Annotated in this window: 19 protein-coding genes; 9 read left to right on the top strand and 10 right to left on the bottom strand. The window is 71.1% G+C overall.

Going from position 1 to position 17,554, the window contains the following annotated elements:
• Positions 1 to 78 precede the first annotated feature (78 nt).
• A complete protein-coding gene (locus WG212_RS14160; RefSeq protein WP_337187755.1) occupies positions 79 to 1,344 on the top strand; it encodes a pentapeptide repeat-containing protein in 1,266 nt (421 codons plus the stop codon).
• A 103-nt stretch (positions 1,345 to 1,447) separates the two neighbouring features.
• Here WG212_RS14160 and WG212_RS14155 read toward each other — a convergent pair whose 3' ends face one another.
• Entirely contained in the window at positions 1,448 to 1,900 is a 453-nt protein-coding gene (locus WG212_RS14155) for an Hsp20 family protein (RefSeq protein WP_337187754.1), read from the bottom strand.
• Between the two features lie 236 nt (positions 1,901 to 2,136).
• Between WG212_RS14155 and WG212_RS14150 the strand changes: the two genes are divergently transcribed.
• From WG212_RS14150 to WG212_RS14135, 4 genes are all read left to right on the top strand, one after another.
• Complete coding sequence (locus tag WG212_RS14150; protein WP_337187753.1) at positions 2,137 to 2,988, top strand: methyltransferase domain-containing protein; 852 nt, start codon at positions 2,137 to 2,139, stop codon at positions 2,986 to 2,988.
• A 96-nt stretch (positions 2,989 to 3,084) separates the two neighbouring features.
• Positions 3,085 to 3,933, top strand: coding sequence for a methyltransferase (locus tag WG212_RS14145; RefSeq protein ID WP_337187752.1), 849 nt, complete (start codon positions 3,085 to 3,087; stop codon positions 3,931 to 3,933).
• A gap of 75 nt (positions 3,934 to 4,008) precedes the next feature.
• Positions 4,009 to 4,317 carry an SCP2 sterol-binding domain-containing protein gene (locus WG212_RS14140; RefSeq protein ID WP_337187751.1) on the top strand — a complete coding sequence of 103 codons (309 nt, stop codon included), beginning with the start codon at positions 4,009 to 4,011 and terminating at the stop codon, positions 4,315 to 4,317.
• Between the two features lie 6 nt (positions 4,318 to 4,323).
• Positions 4,324 to 5,937 carry an alpha/beta hydrolase gene (locus WG212_RS14135; protein ID WP_337187750.1) on the top strand — a complete coding sequence of 538 codons (1,614 nt, stop codon included), beginning with the start codon at positions 4,324 to 4,326 and terminating at the stop codon, positions 5,935 to 5,937.
• Positions 5,938 to 5,997: 60 nt separating this feature from the next.
• On the opposite strand, the gene hisN is transcribed toward WG212_RS14135, so the two are convergent.
• Both hisN and WG212_RS14125 read right to left on the bottom strand, forming a co-directional pair.
• The gene (gene hisN, locus WG212_RS14130; RefSeq protein ID WP_337187749.1) at positions 5,998 to 6,822 is read right to left on the bottom strand and encodes a histidinol-phosphatase; all 825 of its coding nucleotides are present in this window, start codon (positions 6,820 to 6,822) and stop codon (positions 5,998 to 6,000) included.
• A gap of 80 nt (positions 6,823 to 6,902) precedes the next feature.
• The gene (locus WG212_RS14125) at positions 6,903 to 7,295 is read right to left on the bottom strand and encodes a helix-turn-helix transcriptional regulator (protein ID WP_337187748.1); all 393 of its coding nucleotides are present in this window, start codon (positions 7,293 to 7,295) and stop codon (positions 6,903 to 6,905) included.
• 103 nt (positions 7,296 to 7,398) lie between these two features.
• Between WG212_RS14125 and WG212_RS14120 the strand changes: the two genes are divergently transcribed.
• Positions 7,399 to 8,310 (top strand): lysophospholipid acyltransferase family protein, encoded by a 912-nt coding sequence (locus WG212_RS14120; RefSeq protein WP_337187747.1) that lies wholly within the window; start codon positions 7,399 to 7,401, stop codon positions 8,308 to 8,310.
• Positions 8,311 to 8,356: 46 nt separating this feature from the next.
• On the opposite strand, the gene WG212_RS14115 is transcribed toward WG212_RS14120, so the two are convergent.
• The 4 genes from WG212_RS14115 to WG212_RS14100 all read right to left on the bottom strand — a co-directional run bounded on the left by WG212_RS14115 (position 8,357) and on the right by WG212_RS14100 (position 11,740).
• Entirely contained in the window at positions 8,357 to 8,572 is a 216-nt protein-coding gene (locus WG212_RS14115) for a DUF2093 domain-containing protein (protein WP_337187746.1), read from the bottom strand.
• Positions 8,573 to 8,629: 57 nt separating this feature from the next.
• A complete protein-coding gene (gene xseA / locus WG212_RS14110) occupies positions 8,630 to 10,102 on the bottom strand; it encodes an exodeoxyribonuclease VII large subunit (RefSeq protein ID WP_337187745.1) in 1,473 nt (490 codons plus the stop codon).
• Positions 10,103 to 10,114: 12 nt separating this feature from the next.
• A complete protein-coding gene (locus WG212_RS14105; protein WP_337187744.1) occupies positions 10,115 to 11,035 on the bottom strand; it encodes a metallophosphoesterase in 921 nt (306 codons plus the stop codon).
• A 198-nt stretch (positions 11,036 to 11,233) separates the two neighbouring features.
• Entirely contained in the window at positions 11,234 to 11,740 is a 507-nt protein-coding gene (locus tag WG212_RS14100) for a GcrA family cell cycle regulator (protein WP_337187743.1), read from the bottom strand.
• Positions 11,741 to 11,987: 247 nt separating this feature from the next.
• Between WG212_RS14100 and WG212_RS14095 the strand changes: the two genes are divergently transcribed.
• Positions 11,988 to 12,806: an ABC transporter permease gene (locus tag WG212_RS14095; RefSeq protein WP_337187742.1), complete on the top strand. Its 819-nt coding sequence runs from the start codon at positions 11,988 to 11,990 to the stop codon at positions 12,804 to 12,806.
• Here the strand turns inward: WG212_RS14095 and WG212_RS14090 are convergent.
• Positions 12,796 to 13,179 carry an STAS/SEC14 domain-containing protein gene (locus tag WG212_RS14090; RefSeq protein ID WP_337187741.1) on the bottom strand — a complete coding sequence of 128 codons (384 nt, stop codon included), beginning with the start codon at positions 13,177 to 13,179 and terminating at the stop codon, positions 12,796 to 12,798. The two genes, WG212_RS14095 and WG212_RS14090, sit on opposite strands and share 11 nt — an antisense overlap.
• A gap of 221 nt (positions 13,180 to 13,400) precedes the next feature.
• Between WG212_RS14090 and WG212_RS14085 the strand changes: the two genes are divergently transcribed.
• Both WG212_RS14085 and argF read left to right on the top strand, forming a co-directional pair.
• Positions 13,401 to 14,600, top strand: coding sequence for an aspartate aminotransferase family protein (locus tag WG212_RS14085; protein ID WP_337187780.1), 1,200 nt, complete (start codon positions 13,401 to 13,403; stop codon positions 14,598 to 14,600).
• Entirely contained in the window at positions 14,597 to 15,535 is a 939-nt protein-coding gene (gene argF, locus WG212_RS14080; protein WP_337187740.1) for an ornithine carbamoyltransferase, read from the top strand. The genes WG212_RS14085 and argF overlap by 4 nt, the downstream gene beginning before the upstream one ends.
• A gap of 126 nt (positions 15,536 to 15,661) precedes the next feature.
• Here argF and WG212_RS14075 read toward each other — a convergent pair whose 3' ends face one another.
• Both WG212_RS14075 and WG212_RS14070 read right to left on the bottom strand, forming a co-directional pair.
• The gene (locus tag WG212_RS14075; RefSeq protein WP_337187739.1) at positions 15,662 to 16,069 is read right to left on the bottom strand and encodes a hypothetical protein; all 408 of its coding nucleotides are present in this window, start codon (positions 16,067 to 16,069) and stop codon (positions 15,662 to 15,664) included.
• Between the two features lie 211 nt (positions 16,070 to 16,280).
• A complete protein-coding gene (locus WG212_RS14070) occupies positions 16,281 to 17,534 on the bottom strand; it encodes a DUF1254 domain-containing protein (RefSeq protein WP_337187738.1) in 1,254 nt (417 codons plus the stop codon).
• Positions 17,535 to 17,554: the final 20 nt, after the last annotated feature.

The raw sequence follows: 17,554 nt of genomic DNA, 5'->3' as shown, positions 1-17,554 counted from the left end.
GGGCCGAACCCTGGAAAGTCGCCGTTAATCCTGGGCGCCTAGCATGGTTCACCGTCTCTTACTGCGCCTGCCGGAAGCATGCTCCCCGCCGAAAACGTCAGAACGCTCGTCCAGGACCGCCTGACCCAGGCCGAGGTCGACGCCATCTGCGCCAAGCACGATCGCCTCTGGAGCTCCAAGCCCGGCGGGGCGCGCGCGGTGTTCGCGTTCAAGGACCTGTCGGGAACGAAGCTCGGCGGCCGCAACCTCTGCGACGCCGACTTCACCGGCGCCATCGTCAACGACTGCGACCTCCGCGGCGCGCGGCTCGACAACGCCAACCTGTTCTGCGCCGACCTGACCGGCTCGGACCTGCGCGAGGCCTCGCTGCGCCGCGCCGACCTGCGCGGCTCGTGCATGCGCAGCGTCGACCTGACCGGCGCCGACCTCTTCGAGGCCGACCTGCGCGAGGGCGCCCTGGCCGCCGGCGACCGGCGCTTCGGTTTCCGGAAGCTCGAGATCGGCAAGCCCAACTCGGGCGAGCTGCAGGGCGCGATCCTGGCCGGCGCCAACCTGGAGCGTTCACGCCTGTCGGGCGCCATGGCCGTCCGCGCCGACTTCACCGACGCGGTGATGAAGGACGCCAAGCTCATCCGCGCCAACCTGAAGCAGGCGACCCTGGCCGGGGCCAACCTCTCGGGGGCGGACCTTTCGGGGGCGGACCTCGCCGGTGCCGACCTGCGCGACGCGATCCTGGTCGGCGCGCGCACCGTCGCCTGGAACGTCTCGCAGGCTAACATGGCCGGCGCGCTCACCGACGAACCGGCCGGCCGCGCGCTCACCGACCTGCCCTATGCCGAGATGATCCGGGACCACGCCCGCTGGTGCGAGACGGGCGGCGCCGAGGGCAAGCCGTCGTCGTTCGACAACGCCGACCTGCGGGCCCTGAGTTCGATCCGGGGCTACAACCTCACCGCGCTCACCGCCAAGCAGGCGACGTTCTACGGCCTCGACATGGAGGGCGTGCAACTCCAGGGCGCCCACCTCGAAGGCGCCGACCTGCGCAACACCGTCCTGCGCCGCGCCGACCTGAGGGGCGCGCGCCTCGTGGGTGCCAAGCTGTCGGGCGCGGACCTGCGCGAGGCCCAGCTCGGGCCGCTGCTCCTGGGGGCCGACCGCGTGCTGCCCTGCAACCTCGCGGGCGCCCAGCTCAAGGGCGCCGACCTGACGGGCGCCGACGTTCGGCACGCGGTCTTCCAGGACGCCGACGTCAGCCGGGCCAATTTCAGCGGCGCCCTGCTCAAGCAGGCCAATTTCACGGGCGCCTTCCGGCAGGGCGCACGAGGCCTGGACGACGCGATCTGAGATCAGGCCGCCGCCGCGATGCTTCCGCGCGTGGCCGATCGTCACGAAAAAGGCGGCGCCCTTGCGAGCGCCGCCCTGGTGGTCAGTGGCCTTCCGGACCGCGTCAGGCGGCCTTTTCGCCCTCGATCAGGGTGGAAGGGCCGGTGGTGATCTGCACGCTCCGCGGCTTGAGAGCCTCGGGCAGCTCGCGCTTCAGCGAGATCGACAGCAGGCCGTCGGCCAGGTTGGCGTCGGTCACGATCACATAGTCGGCGAGTTGGAAGCGGCGTTCGAAATTCCGCTCGGCGAGGCCGCGGTGGAGATAGCGGCGGGCCTCGTCGTTGGCGGCTTTCTTGCCGGTGACGGTCAGGAGGTTCTCCTTGACCTCGACATTGAGCTCTTCCGGACGGAAGCCGGCCACCGCGATGTCGATGCGGTAGGCGTTCTCGTCGGTGCGCTCGATGTTGTAGGGCGGATAGCCCGTGGCGGCGTCGGCGGCCGCGGTCTCCAGCAGGTTCGCCAGGCGGTCGAAGCCTACGACGGAGCGATAGAGGGGGGAGAAGTCGATCGTACGCATGCGGTCACATCCTTCTTTCAAAGCAAGGTTGCGTTCTGGATTGGACCTGCGGCGCCCCGGAATGGCGGCGCCTTCAGCCCAGGAGGCCCGGACATCCAGCGCCTCCACGCCATGAGTTAGGCGTGCCCTGTGGGGTTTCAAGGGGGCGGGAGCTTCAAGGAAGCGAGGGTCTCAAGGGGTTGCCAACACCGCCTCACGCCCTACGGTCGCGCGATCGGAACCAGGAGGAACCCCCGATGCTCCGCGCCGTCATGGTCGCCGCCGCCGCGTTCACGCTCACCGTTCCAGCCGTGGCCCTCGCGGCGACCCAGGCCGCCGACGCCCGGCTCGCGGCCGCCGTCGCCGGCGATCAGCGCAGCGCCGCCCACAAGGCCCGCGACGGCGCGCGCAATCCCGTCGAGACCCTGACGTTCTGGGGCCTGAAGCCCAATCAGACGGTGATCGAGCTGTCCCCCGGCAGCGGCTACTGGACGGAAATCCTCGCGCCGTACGCCAAGGCGACCGGCGGGACCTATGTCGCCACCGCCGCCGACCTGGACAACCCCAATCTCCCGGACGCCGCGAAGAAGGGTCGCGCTGCGTTCGAAGCCCGCTACGCCGACGAGGCGAGGTTCGGCAAGGTGCGCTACGCCAACTTCGGCCCCACGTCCGGCCCGCTGGGCGCGGCCGGGTCGGCCGACATGGTGATCACCGCCCGCAACATCCACAACTGGGCGACCCAGCCCGCCCTCCTGGAGAAGGTGCTGAAGGACATCCACGCCGTCCTCAAGCCCGGCGGGATCCTGGCCGTTGAGGAGCACCGCTCCGATCCCAAGCCCGAGGACCCCAAGTTCGCCACTGGCTACATGTCGGAAGCCACCGTGATCGCCGCCGTCGAGAAGGCCGGCTTCAAGCTGCAGGCCAAGTCCGAGGTGAACGCCAACGCCAAGGACACCAAGGACCATCCGTTCGGGGTCTGGACCCTGCCGCCTGTTCGCCGCACCGCACCGTTCGGTCAGCCCGACGATCCGAACTTCGATCGGACCAAGTACGACGCCATCGGCGAGAGCGACCGGATGACCCTGCGGTTCGTCAAGGCCGCGTCATGAAGGTCCGATGGGGCCTTTGACCCGCGCGGCCCCAGCGGCTAGCACACGCGGGACGATCGGCCGCGGGGGCGCTCGAACGCAAGGGGCTCCCCGCCCATGATCCATCCCTCCCGACGCCTGGTGCTGGCGGGCGCTGCGGCCCTTGCGGGTTGCGGCGACCCGCCGGGCCAGCGGCCGCCCCGCACCGTGACCGAGGCGGTGGCCGGTCCCTGGCGTGCGCCGGCCGACCGGGCGCGCGACCGCTGGCGACATCCTGCCGAGAGTCTCGCCTTCTGGGGGCTGAAGCCCGGCGACAGGGTCGTGGAGTTCTGGCCAGGGGCCGGGTGGTACACCGAAATCCTGGCGCCGTTCCTGGCGGGCACGCGCGGCCGCCTCTATGCCGCCCACCTGCAACTCGGCGATCCGCCCGATCCCGCGGCCCGCGAAGTGGTGGAGGCCTATCGCCGGCGGTTCGCCAACGGGCGCGGACTCTATGGCGACGTCGAAGTCACGGCGTTCGGCGCCACCAGCGGTCCGGTGGCCCCGGCAGGATCGGCCGATGTCGCCCTGTTTCTGCGCAACCTCCACAACTGGATGGCCGCTGGCATCGCCGAGAAGGCGTTCCGCGACGCCTTCCTGGCCCTGAGGCCCGGCGGCGTCCTGGGCGTGGAGGAGCATCGGGCCGTTCCGGGCGGCGTGCCTGACGTCCTGGCCGAGAGTGGGTATGTGGACCAGGCCTACGCCATCCGCCTGGGGCAGGAGGCAGGGTTTCGCCTGGCCGCGACCAGCGAGATCAACGCCAACCCCAGGGACACCCGCGACCACCCTTTCGGCGTCTGGACCCTGCCGCCGGTCGGGCGCTCGTCGCCCAGAGGCCAGCCCGATGATCCGAACTTCGACCGCACCGCCTACGACGCCATCGGTGAGAGCGACCGGATGACGCTGAAGTTCGTCAAACCCGCGTAGCGGCAGCGGCGAAGGTTTACATGGCCCGCGCGCGAAGCGAAGCTCGCGGCCGACTCAGGAGCGTCGCGACGGGGCATGGCCAGTCTCGAGGAATTGACCGACCGGATCCGCCAGGCTGCGGCGTCCGGCGAGGGGCTGTCGCGTACGGTCAAGCTCGACCTGAAGGGCGAGGGCGTGATCCATGTGGACGGCCCGGTCGTGACCAATGACGACCGCCCCGCCGACCTCGTGGTTTCCGTCAGCCGCGCCGACCTCGTCCGCCTCGGCAAGGGTGAGCTCGATCCCATGCGCGCGGTGATGACCGGCCGCATGAAGCTCTCCGACATGAGCCTCGCCTTCAGCCTCCAGCCGCAGATCCAGGCGCTGTTCGAGAGAGCGGCCTAGCCGGCCATGAGCGATATCGCCCCCCTCATCGGCGTCCCCGAGGCGCCTGTGCCACAGGGCGCCGAAGCGGCCTGGTTCGCCGGCGCCGGCGGGGCGAAGCTGCGCGCGGCGCTGTTCACGCCGCCGGGGCCGCATCGCGGCTCGGTGGTGCTCTCGGGCGGGCGCACCGAGCCCATCGAGAAGTATTTCGAGACCATCTCCGACTTCATGGCGCGCGGCTTCGTCGTCCTCGCCCATGACTGGCGCGGCCAGGGGCTGTCGGCGCGGGACCTGCCGGACCGGCTGAAGGGGCACGCCCGCGGATACCGCAGCTTCCTGGAGGACTACCGTCGCCTGCTCGACGCCTACGAGCCCCGCCTGCCGAAGCCCTGGGTCGCGGTGGGTCATTCGATGGGGGGCTGCCTCACCTTGCTGGCGCTGGCTCATGGGGAGCCCCGCTTCGTGGGCGCCTGCCTGTCGGCGCCGATGCTGGGATTGCAGTTCGGCAAGGTCTCGCCGCGCGTCGCCGGGGCGCTGACGTGGCTGAACGTCACCCTGGGCCGGGCCGGACGCTACACGGTGGGCGGCGCCAGCGACCCGTTCGCCGAGGCGTTCGAAGCTAATGTGCTGACCCATGATCCGGCGCGCTACGCCCGCTACCGCGCCCAGCTCGCGGCCTGCCCCGACCTCGCGCTCGGAAGCCCCACCTGGGGCTGGCTCGACTTCGCGCTGAAGGCCACGGCGTGGCTGTCGCAGCCCGAACGGCTGCGTGGCGTGACCATTCCTGTCGAGATCCTGTCGGCGGGCGAGGAACGCCTGGTCGACAACGCCGCCCAGGCTGCGGCGGCCCGCAACCTTCCCCAGGGCCGGCTCGTCGCCGTCCCCGGCGCGTACCACGAAATCCTGATGGAGACGGACGACATGCGTAACATCTTCCTGCGAGTGTTCGACGCGCTCACCGGAAAGGCGGCGCCGAAGCCCGCCGAAGCCCCGAAACCCGCGCCTGCGCCCGCCGCCCAAGCGCCCAAGCCGGAGCCTGTCGCGGAAGCCCCGAAGCCCGCGCCCGCGCCGGAGCCTGTCCCGGAACCCGCGCCCGCGCCCGCTCTGGCGGCGTCCGAACCCGCGCCGGTTGCCGTCGTCGAGGCCGCTCCCGCAGCGCCCAAGCCACCGGCGGTCAAGGCGAAGGCGGCCAAGCCCAGGGCTGCGAAGGCGCCTGCGGCGCCCAAGGCTCCCGCGAAGCCTAAGGCCAAGGCTCCGGTAGTGAAGGCCCCCGCGGCGAAGGCGGCGAAGGCTGCGGCGTCCAAGCCGGCCAAGGCGGCGGCGAAGGCTGCGCCTGCAAAGCCGGCTCCCAAGGCGAAGGCCGCCCAGCCCGCATCGGCCAAGCCGGCCGCCAAGCCCAAGGCTGCGCCGGCCAAGGCCGCTCCGAAGGCCAAGGCTCCGGCGACTCCGGCCAAGGCGACCCCCGCCAAGGTGACCGCGGCCAAGGTGACCGCGGCCAAAGCCACTCCGGCCAAGACGAAGTCGGCCAAGGCCGCGCCTGTGAAGGCTGTCGCTCCCAAGGCCAAGCCTGCGGCGGCGAAGGCGGCGCCCAAGGCGAAGGCTGCCCCCAAGGCCGCGAAGAAGCCGCCGGCCAAGGCCTGACCGGCCCCGATGCTTGATCGGCCCCGTGTTTGACCGGCTTCGGGGGAGGCCCGCGCCGCGTCAGGCGGCGGCGCGGCGAAGTGAGATGAGCGCCTGGTCCAGGCAGGCGCGGTCCCCGGCGATGGCGATCTGCCCCCCGTCGCGCCCCACCGGCTGGCCGCGCCAGTCGGTGGTGATCCCGCCGGCGCCGGCGATCACCGGGATCGCGGCTTCGATGTCCCAGCTCTTCAGCCCGGCCTCGACCACGAGGTCCATCGTGCCCGCCGCCACCATGGCGTAGGCGTAGGCATCGCATCCCAGGCGCGCCAGCCGCGAGGCCGCCCGCACCTGGCGCCACGCGCCCAGTTCCGAACCCGTGAAACACGCCTCCGGGTCGGTGGTGGCGATCAGGGCGTCGGTCAGCCTGGGACAGGCGCGCACCTTCAACGGTCGTTCGCCCGCGGGGCTCACCAGTCGTGAGCCGCCGGCGTGGCCCAGGTAGATCTCCCCCAGGTACGACTGGCCGATCGAGCCCAGCGCCGGCGCGCCGGCATGGCGGAGGCCGATCAGGGTGCACCACAGGGGAAGGCCGGCGATGAAGGCCCGGGTCCCGTCCACCGGGTCCAGCACCCACACGAACTCGGCGTTCGGGCGGTCTTCGCCATACTCCTCGCCGATCACGCCGTGGTCCGGATAACGCGCGGCGATCAGCGACCGGATGGCGCGCTCGGCGCCCTTGTCGGCCTCGGTGACGGGGTCAAAGCCCGCGGCATGCTTGTTCACCACCCCGTGCGCGCCGCGGAAGAGGGGCAGGATCACGTCGGCGGCCGCGCGGTTCAGCTCCAGGATGAAGCTGTCCAGCTCGGCCAGACGGGAAGCGGAGAGAGAGGTTGCGGGGGCGCTCATGGCCCCCGTTTAGCCTGTCTCGCGGCCGATGCGTCAGGCGAATCTCGGACGCGCGAGGCAGGCCGTCCGGCGGATCGGGGTCAGGCCTCGATCTCGCCGTTCATCGCCTTGGCGAGGTCCAGCAGGCGGCGGCGCGGACGCTCGCCGAGCTGGTAGTAGGCATGGATGAGGTCCTGGGTTTCCTTGCTGGCCAGGGTCTCGTTTGCGCTGGTCGTCTCGCGCTCGATGCTCTCGCGCTGGTCCCGCGTCAGGCCCTCGTAGAAGTAGCTGATGGGAACTTCCAGCACTTCCGCGAGTTGCCACAGGCGGGCCGCCGACATGCGGTTGGCCGCGCACTCGTACTTCTGGATCTGCTGGAACCGCACGCCGCATGCATGCGCCAGTTCCTGCTGGGTGAGCCCGAGGAGGCGACGCCGGCGGCGGAGACGCCGACCCAGGTGGATGTCGATCTCGTCCATGGAATCCCCGACCATGATTTCCCTTAGTCCCGCTTCGGGACTCCGTGGTTGAGACATCGCAACTCTCACGCCAGCAGCCTCCATTGCCGACCCCGTGCAGCCTGGCCTAGGAAGGTTAATGGCCGCACCTAAGCACTCATACGTGGCAGTTTCGATTTGGATGCTAGAGGCGGCGCTATTTGACGCAGTCTGCGCCGTCGCACGCCTCTTTCCAATTGATTCTGTTTCAAATTTTGGCGCGCGAATTTTTCGCGTGCTGGGGCCCGTGACCAGCGCCCACCGGGTCGCGGAGCGTAATCTCCGCATCGCCTTCCCCGAGGCGGCCGAGGCCGAGATTAACCAACTCCTCCGGGCGCAATGGACTGAACTGGGACGCACCCTAGCGGAATTCCTCATCCTCGACCGTATCGTTGCCGACACAGGCCGCGTGGAAGTGGAGGGGGCGGAACGCCTCGCCGAGATCGCGGCCGGCGCGGGGCCGGTGGTGTTCGTCTCGGGCCACTTCTCCAGTTTCGAGGTGATGCCGGCGATGATCATCAAGGCCGGCGTCCGGTGCCAGATCACCTACCGGGCCATGAACAACCCGTACGTGGACGCGCGCGTGCGGCGCAGCCGCTTCCGCTATGGGGTCCGCCTGTTCGCCCCCAAGGGGCTGGACGGCGCGCGCGAGCTGGTGCGGGGGTTGGAGCGGGGGGAATCCGTCGCGCTCATGAACGATCAGAAGTTCAATGGCGGCGTGGCCGCGCCCTTCTTCGGCGTCATGGCGCACACCGCGCCCGGCCCCTCCACCTTTGCGCTTCGGTTCGGTATCCCGCTCCAGCCCATGAGCGTCCAGCGCACCGGCCCCGGGGCGCGGTTCAAGGTGATCGCGCACGCGCCGATCCGCCTGGAGGACACGGGCGATCGCGCCGCCGACGTCGAGGCCGGCGTGCGGCGAATCAACGCCTTCGTGGAGGATCGCATCCGCGCCCGCCCGGCCGAATGGTTCTGGGTCCACAAGCGCTGGCCGAACGAGGTGTATCGCAGATAGGCCTTCCGGCGCGCTGACCTTCTTCCCGCCTGGCGGGAAAGGAAGCTCAGCGCGTCTCGCGCCAGCGTTTCAGGGACTCGGTGGGGCCGGCGTAGGCTTCCTGCAACTCGGCGCTCCAGTAGCGGAGCTGCTCCAGGGGAATCTTCTGACCGGTCACGGCGCAGAGCACGTGGCGGCCCGGCCGCAGCACCGCATAGTCGCCGTCGCCGTAGTGCAGCTTGGCGAGGTCGTTGGCGCCGAGGGATCGATCGTGGGCGTTCATGTCCGCTATTTAGCGTGTCCGGCCGTCGCTTGACAGGTGCTCGCGGGCGAGGCCGCCTCAGAACAGGTCGCCCTGCTCCGGCGGCGCGGCCTTCGGCCTGGGCCGGGCGGACCTCGAAGGCGGAGCCGGAGCGGAGAGGGGCGCAACGTCGCCGGTGGCGGCGTCGATCACCGCGTGGCGGGTCACGCGGTCGCCGAAGGTGATGGCCACGGTCTCGCCCGCCATGAGGTCGGCCCCCGCACGCGCCAGGCTTCCGTCGGCGCGGGAAACCCGGGCGAAGCCCCGCTGGAGCGGTCGGTCGGGATCGGCCGAGAGCAGCAGTTTTCCGAGGCCGTCGAGACGTTCCGAGGCCCGTTCCAGCCGCCGCCGGGCGGCCGGCTCGAGCCGCACCATCAGCCGGTCCAGCCGATCCTTCTGCACCGCCTGAGGGCGTTGCAGCAGCAGGGGCGAGAACCGCGTGGCCACCCGCACCAGCTCGCGCTCGTGGATCGCCGCGTTCCGGGCCAGGCCCGCGCCCAGCCGGCCCGAGACGATGTCGAAGCGCTGTTCCGCCAGCCGGACGAGGTCGGGCACGCGGCGCAGCGCCCGTTCGGCCGCGTCGATCCGTGCGCGCCGGTCCTGGACCACGCGGCCGCCGCAGCGGTGCATCCGCGCGCCCAGGTCCGAGACGAGGGCCTTCAGTTCGGCCAGCACCGGCGTCGCCATCTCGGCCGCGGCCGTGGGCGTGGGCGCGCGGCGGTCCGAGACGAAGTCGATCAGGGTGGTGTCGGTCTCGTGCCCCACGGCGCTGATCAGCGGGATGGGGCAGTCGGCGACGGTGCGCGCCAGGCCCTCGTCGTTGAACGGCCACAGATCCTCCACCGACCCGCCGCCGCGGGCGACGATCAGGATGTCGGGCCGCGGAACCGGGCCGTCGGGCGCAAGCGCGCAGAAGCCGCGGATCGCCGCCGAGACCTGGGCCGCCGCCGCATCGCCTTGCACCACAACCGGCCAGACGATCACGCGGCAGGGCCACCGGTCGCGGATGCGGTGCAGGATGTCGCGGATCACCGCGCCGGTCGGGCTGGTGATCACCCCGACCACTGCCGGCATGGCGGGCAGGGGCTGCTTGCGGGCGGCGTCGAACAGGCCTTCGGCGGCCAGCTTCTGCTTCAGTCGTTCCAACTGGGCCAGAAGCGCGCCGATGCCGGCCGCCTCCATCGTCTCGATGACGATCTGGTAGCGGGAGCCCTGCGGATAGGTGGTGATCTTGCCGGTGACCACCACCTCCAGGCCCTGCTCGGGCCGGATGGCGAGGTTGCGGACGCTGCCCTTCCAGACCACGCCGTCGATAGCTGCGCGCTCGTCCTTCAGGGTCAGGTAGACGTGGCCGTTGGAATGGTGGGTGACCTTCGACAGCTCGCCGCGCAGCCGCACGAAGCCGTAGGAATCCTCCAGCGTCCGCTTCAGGGCGAACGCCAGTTCCGAGACCGAATAGGCCTTGGCGTTGCCACTGTCGGCGGCGGGAGCGGTGTCGGCGGATTCCGTCATGCGGGGCGCAGGCTAGGGGGCTGCGCTCAGGGTCACAATCACGATCTCGGGCGGGGCGCGGAAACGGACGGGCAGGATCGATGTCCCGACGCCGCCGGTGACATAGAGCCGTCGCTTGCCCTCGCGATAGAGGCCGCAGGGCCATCGCGCCGAGCCGGGGGACGGCAGGACGGGCCGCCCCACGAACGGCAGGTTCACCTGGCCGCAATGACTGTGCCCGGCCAGGGTCAGGGCGACACGGTCCGGCACGCCGGGGAAGGTGTCGGGCCAGTGCGTCAGCACGATCGCCGGTTCGCTGGCGGGAACCTCCCCCAGCGCCGCCGCCGCCGAGGGCGCGGATCGCGCGGAATAGAGGTCGGCCAGGCCCGCCAGCCAGAATGCGCCCTCGGGCCGAGCGATCCGCACCGCCGCGTTCTCCAGGACCGGAACGCCAGCCCCGCGGACGGCCGCTTCCACCGAAGGCCCGCCGAACCACCAGTCGTGGTTGCCCAGCACCGCGTAGCGGCCCAGCGGCGCCCGGGCCTCGGCCAGCGCCGCCGCGCCGTCCAGCACTGCGGCGCGGTCGGCAGGACTGCGGTCGCCCTCGGGAAGGTGGCCGCCGGCATAGTCGCCGAGGAAGACGATGAGGTCGGGCCGCTCGGCGTTCAGCCGCGCCAGCGTCCGGCGAAGTCCCGGGACGGTCACGTGCCCCGAGCCCACGTGCGTGTCGGACAGGACGCCGATCCGAAGCGGCGGGCCCCGCCAGCCCGGGCTGTCCACCGCCACGTGGCGCACGGTCAGGGTGCGGGGCTCGATGAGCACCGCCCACACGGCCAGCAGGTAGGCCACGGCCAGGATGCCCACGACGACGTGCGTGATTGTCGCGCCGCGCCGCCAGAGCCACCAGGCGGCGAACGGTCCGGTCACGGCGCCGATCCAGGCGAGGGCGATCACGGTCTGCCTCGTCGAGGTTGCTTCCGGCTCACTCTGGCCCGGCCATGTCCAGCCGCAGTGCAGGCCGTTCACGGAAGCTGCGATCCGCCGGCCCGGAACGAAAGAAGCGCGCCCGGAACCTCAAGGATGCTTTCGCGACCTTCGGCTCCCGGCGCGCCTCCCATCCCCAACGGATGTCGGGCCGCTTCGCAGCGGATCTCAGATGTAGCGGCGCAGGCTGCGGGCGAGCTCGGCGGCGCTGGACTTCTTCTTGGTCTGGGCGGGCTGGTAGGCCACCTGGGCGTGTTCGTGGCAGTAGGGCCCGTTCTCCTCCGACCGGCGGCCGCAGAAGGTGAAGCTGTCCAGCGAGGGGTCGCCGATCGGCCACTTGCACATATGGGCGCCCAGGGTCAGCACGGTCGCCGTGCCGGGGGTCTCGTCGACATATCGCACGGGCGCCGGCGCGGCGTGTTGCGCCGCCACCGGTTCGGCGATGCGGCGCGGGGCGGCGGGGGCCGCGGGCGCCGGGCGCGCAGGACGCGGCGCCTTGAACGTCGTCCGTTGCGGCTTGGACGGCGCGGCGCGACCCGACAGGCCCAGCCTGTGGACCTTGCCGATGACGGCGTTGCGGGTCACCCCGCCCAATTGCTTGGCGATCTGACTGGCCGAGAGGCCGTCCTGCCAGAGCTTCTTCAGAAGTTCGACGCGTTCGTCGGTCCAGCCCATGATCGGCCTCCCACCAGAGGGCCCGGCGCGCCCCAGACAGCGCCGGCGTCAATATCTTGTGGCGATCAGCAATCTCGCTGCCCACCAACCACTATCAGTAGTAAACAACTCGCTAACGGCCACAATAGGCGCCATCGCGGTCATCCACAGGAACTAGATGTTGAGTCGGAATTGGGCGCCGGCTGGGCGCGCCGCGGACGCTGCGCGCCGCCTTGCGCTCCCGCGCCCGGGGGCGCACATCTCGGCCATGCGAGACATGCCCGACGCCGAGACCGTCCTGCCGCCCCAGCCGCGCGCCTATCCCGGCGTGAACTGGCCGGGCCTCAGGACGCTCTACGTGCGCGAGGTGCGGCGCTTCCTGAAGGTGGGCCTGCAGACCCTGGCCGCGCCGGTGGTGACGGCGCTCCTCTACATGCTGGTGTTCGTGGTGGCGGTGGGCGGCGCGCGCGAGGTGCATGGCGTGGCCTACGGGACCTTCGTGGCCCCCGGCCTGATCATGATGCAGATCCTCTCGAACGCCTTCGCCAACTCGTCGTCATCGCTCTTGCAGGCGAAGTTCAACGGCCTGATGGGCGACTTCCTCACCCCGCCGCTCACGCCCGGCGAGCATGTGGTCGGCTTCGGCGCCGGGGCGGCCACGCGGGGCATCCTCGTGGGGGTGGTCAGCCTGGCGGCCATCCTGCCGTTCGCGCGCCTGCCGGTGGCCCAGCCCTGGGCCATCGCCTACTTCGGCCTGGGCGCGGCGCTGATCATGGGCTTCATCGGGATCATGGCCGGCCTGTGGGCCGAGAAGTTCGACCATATGGCCGCGGTGACCAACTTCGTCATCATGCCGATGACGTTCCTGTCGGGCACGTTCTACCTCGTCGAGCGGCTGCCCGAGCCGTTCCGCACGCTCAGCCACTACAATCCGTTCTTCTACCTGATCGACGGCTTCCGGTACGGCTTCCTGGGCCAGGCCGAGAGCGACCTGGCCGTGGGCGCCGCCATGACGGCGATCCTGACCCTGGCGCTGGGCTGGGCCTGCCTGTGGATGTTCCGCGTGGGCTACAAGATCAAGACCTGACGCCGGGGATGTCGGACGCCCAGGCCATGGCGGCGGCCTCCTCGCCCGCCGCGAAGGCGCGCGCCTCGAACTGTGGGAAGATGGGGTCGAGAAGGCGGACCGAGGCCCGCAGCCAGGGCTCGTCGGTGACGATCGCCGCCCGCGGGAAGCGACTCCACTGGCCCAGCTTCTCGAAGTTGTAGCGGAGGTCCTTCATGAACGCCTCGGCCGTCATCGAGGAGAAGCCGGTCATGTCGGCGTAGAGCCCGATCCGGGGGTGCGCCGCCAGCCTGGCCTCCACCGCCTGGATGGCGCGGTCGTAGTCCGCCCCGTCCACGACGCCTTCGATGCGGCAGGCGAACACGTGGTCGGGGGATTCGAGCAGTTCGATCATGAAGCCTCCTGGCCGTTGAACGGCAAGCTGGCGCCGGGCGTTCCGGCCGGCCTTGCGGCGGATCAATCCGCGGCCTCGCAAATCATTGACACGCGGGGGCGCGAAGCGGAAAACGCCAGGCCTTCCGGTCCCCGCCGCACGCGCCGCGGGGACGCTTCCTTTTCAGGAGGGCTTTCGAAGTGGCCGAGACGACCGCCGCGCCCGTTCCCAGCGACCACATCATGGGCGTCTACGCGCGCGCCCCGCTGGCGTTCGAGCGAGGCGAGGGCTCGCGCCTCTACACCGCCGAGGGCGAGGCCTACCTGGACTGCATGGCCGGCATCGCGGTCAACGCCCTGGGCCACAGCCATCCCCGGCTGGTGCAGGCGGTGAAGGACCAGGCCGAGAAGCTCTGGCACACGTCAAACATCTTCCGCATCCCCAACCAGGAGAAGCTGGCGAAGCTGCTCACGGACAACACCTTCGCGGACGTGGCCTTCTTCACCAACTCGGGCGCCGAGGCGATCGAATGCGCCATCAAGGCGGCGCGCAAGTATCACTGGGTCAAGGGGAACCCCGAGCGGGTCGATATCATCGGCTTCGACGGTTCGTTCCACGGCCGGACGATCGCGACGATCTTCGCCGCCGGCAATCCGAGTTACGTCGAGGGCTTCGGCCCCGCGCTGCCCGGCTTCGTCCAGGCGAAGTTCGGCGACCTCGAAGGGCTGAAGGCCCTGGTCGGGCCGACCACCGCCGCCATCCTGCTCGAACCCGTGCAGGGCGAGGGCGGCGCGCGCTCGTGGTCCGAAACCGAGCTCAAGGCCGTCCGCCAGCTCTGCGACGCGACCGGCACGCTGCTGATCTACGACGAGATCCAGTGCGGCCTGGGCCGCACGGGCAAGCTGTTCGCCTACGAGTGGGCCGACGGCGGGGCCGATCCCGACATCATGGCGGTGGCCAAGGCCCTGGGCGGCGGCTTCCCGGTCGGCGCCTGCCTCGCGACCGCGGAGGCGGCGCGCGGCATGACGCCGGGCAGCCACGGCTCGACCTATGGCGGCAACCCCCTGGCGATGGCCGTGGGCGTCGCCTCGGTGGAGGAACTGGTGAAGCCCGAGCTCCTGGCCCATGCCCGGGAGGTCGCCGGCTATTTCAACCAGCAGCTCTCGGGCCTGAAGGACCGGTTCCCCGACGTGGTGCTCGACATCCGCGGCAAGGGCCTGCTGATCGGCATCAAGCTGGCCACGCCCAACCGTGAGTTCATGCAGCACGCCCGCGACCAGCACCTGCTGATCGCCGGCGGGGGCGACAACTGCGTGCGGCTTCTCCCGCCCCTCAATCTGTCGCTGGACGAGGCGCGCGAGGCGATGGAGATGCTGGAACGCGCCTGCGACGTCGCGCGGGCGCAGGCCCAGGGCAAGGCCCAGCCGGCGGTCCCGGCATGACCGCGCCTTCGCCCCGGCACTTCCTGGACATCTGGAAGCTCGAAGGCCACGAGCTGCGCGCCATCCTCGAGGACGCCAAGGCCCGCAAGGCCGCCCGCAGGGGCTGGCCCAAGGGCCGGCCCGACGCCGACCGTCCGGCCGAGGGGCGGACGCTGGCGATGATCTTCGAGAAGAACTCCACCCGGACCCGCTTCTCGTTCGACGCGGCGATGCGCCAGCTCGGCGGCGACGTGATCATCTCCAACGCGGTCGACATGCAGCTCGGCCGGGGCGAGCCGATCGAGGACACGGCCCGCGTGCTGTCGCGGATGGTCGACGCCGTGATGATCCGCTCCAACCTCCACGAGGACGTCGAGCGCCTCGCCATGTGCGCGTCGATCCCGGTGATCAACGGCCTCAGCGACAAGAGCCATCCCTGCCAGATCCTGGCGGACCTGATGACCTTCGAGGAGCATCGCGGGTCGGTGGAGGGCAAGACCTTCGCCTGGGTGGGCGACGGCAACAACGTCTGCTCCAGCTTCATCCACGCGGCGCCCAAGCTGGGCTTCCGGCTCAACATCGCCACGCCCGCCGTCTTCCATCCCGACATGATGGACCTGGCGCGCGCGGCCGAGCAGCAGGGCCAGGTCACGACCACCCGGGACCCGCGCGAGGCGGTGCGCGGCGCCGACTGCGTCATCACCGACACCTGGGTCTCGATGGGCGACACCGACCACGACGAGCGGCTCGAGGCCTTGGAGCCCTACCAGGTCGACGCCCGCCTGATGGGCGAGGCGGCCAAGGACGCGGTCTTCCTCCACTGCCTGCCCGCCCACCGCGGCGAGGAGGTGACCGACGAGGTCATAGACGGTCCCGCCAGCCTGATCTGGGACGAGGCCGAGAACCGCATCCACGCCCAGAAGTCGATCCTCGCCTGGTGCTTCGGCGCGATCTGACGCCCGTGCGTCAGCGCAGACGGAAAGCTATCGCGGAAGGGCGCGGAAGGCCTGCGGGCCGGAGCGCCCACTTCCGCGTTCTTCCGCGGTCCTATCCCCACGCCTGCGGCGCGAGCGAGCTGCCGCCTACTGCCGGACCCCCGACCAGCTCACCTCCATGTGGAAGCTGACGTCGAGCTGCTTCCGGTCGCGGTCGTAGAGGAAGACGCTGTCCCCGCGCGCCGCCTGGATGGTGTTCATGGCCGTGGTCAGAGGCACGGTGATCACCGGCAGCCGCGGATAGTCCGAAGTCACCTGCACCGTGTTGGGCCCGGTGCGCGTCACCGTCAGGGTCACGCCGCTGCGGCTCGATCCCCTGGAATCCGAGATCACGTCGCCGGCATAGGTCCCCGCCACGGCGTCGGCCAGGTCGGGCTTGCGCTGTGGCTGCGCCTGGGCCTGTGTCGGGCCCGCCAGCCCGACGCCGAAGACGGCCGCAGCCACGGCCCCGCTCGCTATGGCCTGCGCGGCCCGGCGGCGCTGTCTGTCGATCATGGTCAAAGTCGTCTCCCCGGCCAGAGGTCCCCCGACCCCGCGGGACGTTGGCGCGTCCCCGCCGCGGGCGCCAGCCTTTTCGCGCCGCCTCGCCTTCGCGAACCTCGACGTAAGGCCGAGGACCTTGTCCGCCGGCCTGAGGGCGCGCCGTCGCCCATCCCCGAGGCGCACGGGATGAGCTGAAGGCCCGGCGCGCGCCGGGTTCCGGCCTTCAGTCGTCCACGCGGCGGACAGGCGGCAGGCGGTAGGCGCCGTGGAGCAGCTCGGGCCGGGGCAGGTAGGCGCGCATGAAGAGGGCGAAGGGCCCCTCGGGCGCGGGCAGCCAGTTGGAGTCGCCGGCCGCCGGGGGCCGGGCGCCGATCCAGATGTCGAGCGAGCCGTCAGGGTTTCGGGCGAGCCCGCGGGTGCGATCGCCGATGGCGTAGCGGCCGAGCGCGTTGTCGGTGAAGAAGAACTGCCCGTCGGGCGTCGATTCGTAGAGGCTGAGCGACCAGAAGCTGTCCACCGGCAGCGGCGCCTCGGCCGGGAAATGCAGGCGCCAGTCATGGCGTCCGTCGAACAGGGCGCGCGGCAGGTCGCCCCGCGCGCGCATGTACATGGCCTCCTCCGGCGGCAGGGCGGCCAGGCCGCCCACCGCGACGCTGGCGCGATAGTGATGCTCCTGCGCGAAGTCGCCCAGGCGCGTGTAGGGATAGGACCAGCCGTCCACGAAGCCCTGGCCCTTGATCCCGCTGCGCCAGATGTCGCCGCGGGCCAGCTCGACGCCGTCGGCGATGGCGGCGGCCTCCTCGGGCGAAAAGCGGTCGGGCCGGAAATCGTCCAGGCGAAGGGGCGCGATCGACTCCAGCCGGGCGCGGTCCGTGACCGGGGGCGGGTTTCGGGTCAGGAGTCGGGCCGCGCTGGCGAAGTAGGCCGGCCAGTCGGCGTGGCGCTCGGCGCAGGGCGGCGGCGGCTCGGCGGCCGGCCCCTGGACCGTCAAGCCCGACTGGACGGCGCGTGCGGCGTCGAGGTCGTGCGGGCCGTCCACCAGGATCCGGCCCAGAGCCCAGACGGACGGGGTGGGCGCGCGCACCACGTCGGGGCCCTGGGCGGCCTCTGTCGGGCCGACCAGGCGGAAGCGACCGCCGTTGCGGCCCGTGGTGCGCGTTCCCAGGACGGCGAAGTTGTTGGTGTAGGCGTCCATCAGCGCCACCGACAGGTAGCGGTCGCCACTGGGCGGCAGGGTGAGGGTGACGGGCCCCTGCGACAGGTCGAGGTGGGCCGAGGAATAGAGGGTGTCGTTGTTCGGCGTGGTGATGTCGCGGTCCGCAGGACCCACGAGGTCGCGGCCGTGGGCGAAGGCGTTGGGCGGGGCGCCGCCGGCGAAGGCGCGGGTGCGCGGCGAGGCCATCTCGATCAGGGGCAGGACGTAGAGCCAGGCGGTCCGGGCGGCGTCGCGAAGGGAGTCGAGACGGTCTTGCGGCATGGCGGTTCCTCGGGCGCTTT

Source organism: Phenylobacterium sp., from assembly GCF_037189685.1.
GTDB lineage: Bacteria > Pseudomonadota > Alphaproteobacteria > Caulobacterales > Caulobacteraceae > Phenylobacterium.
The sequence above is the reverse complement of the archived record's forward strand: the minus strand, read 5'-3'. Positions and strand labels throughout refer to the sequence as shown.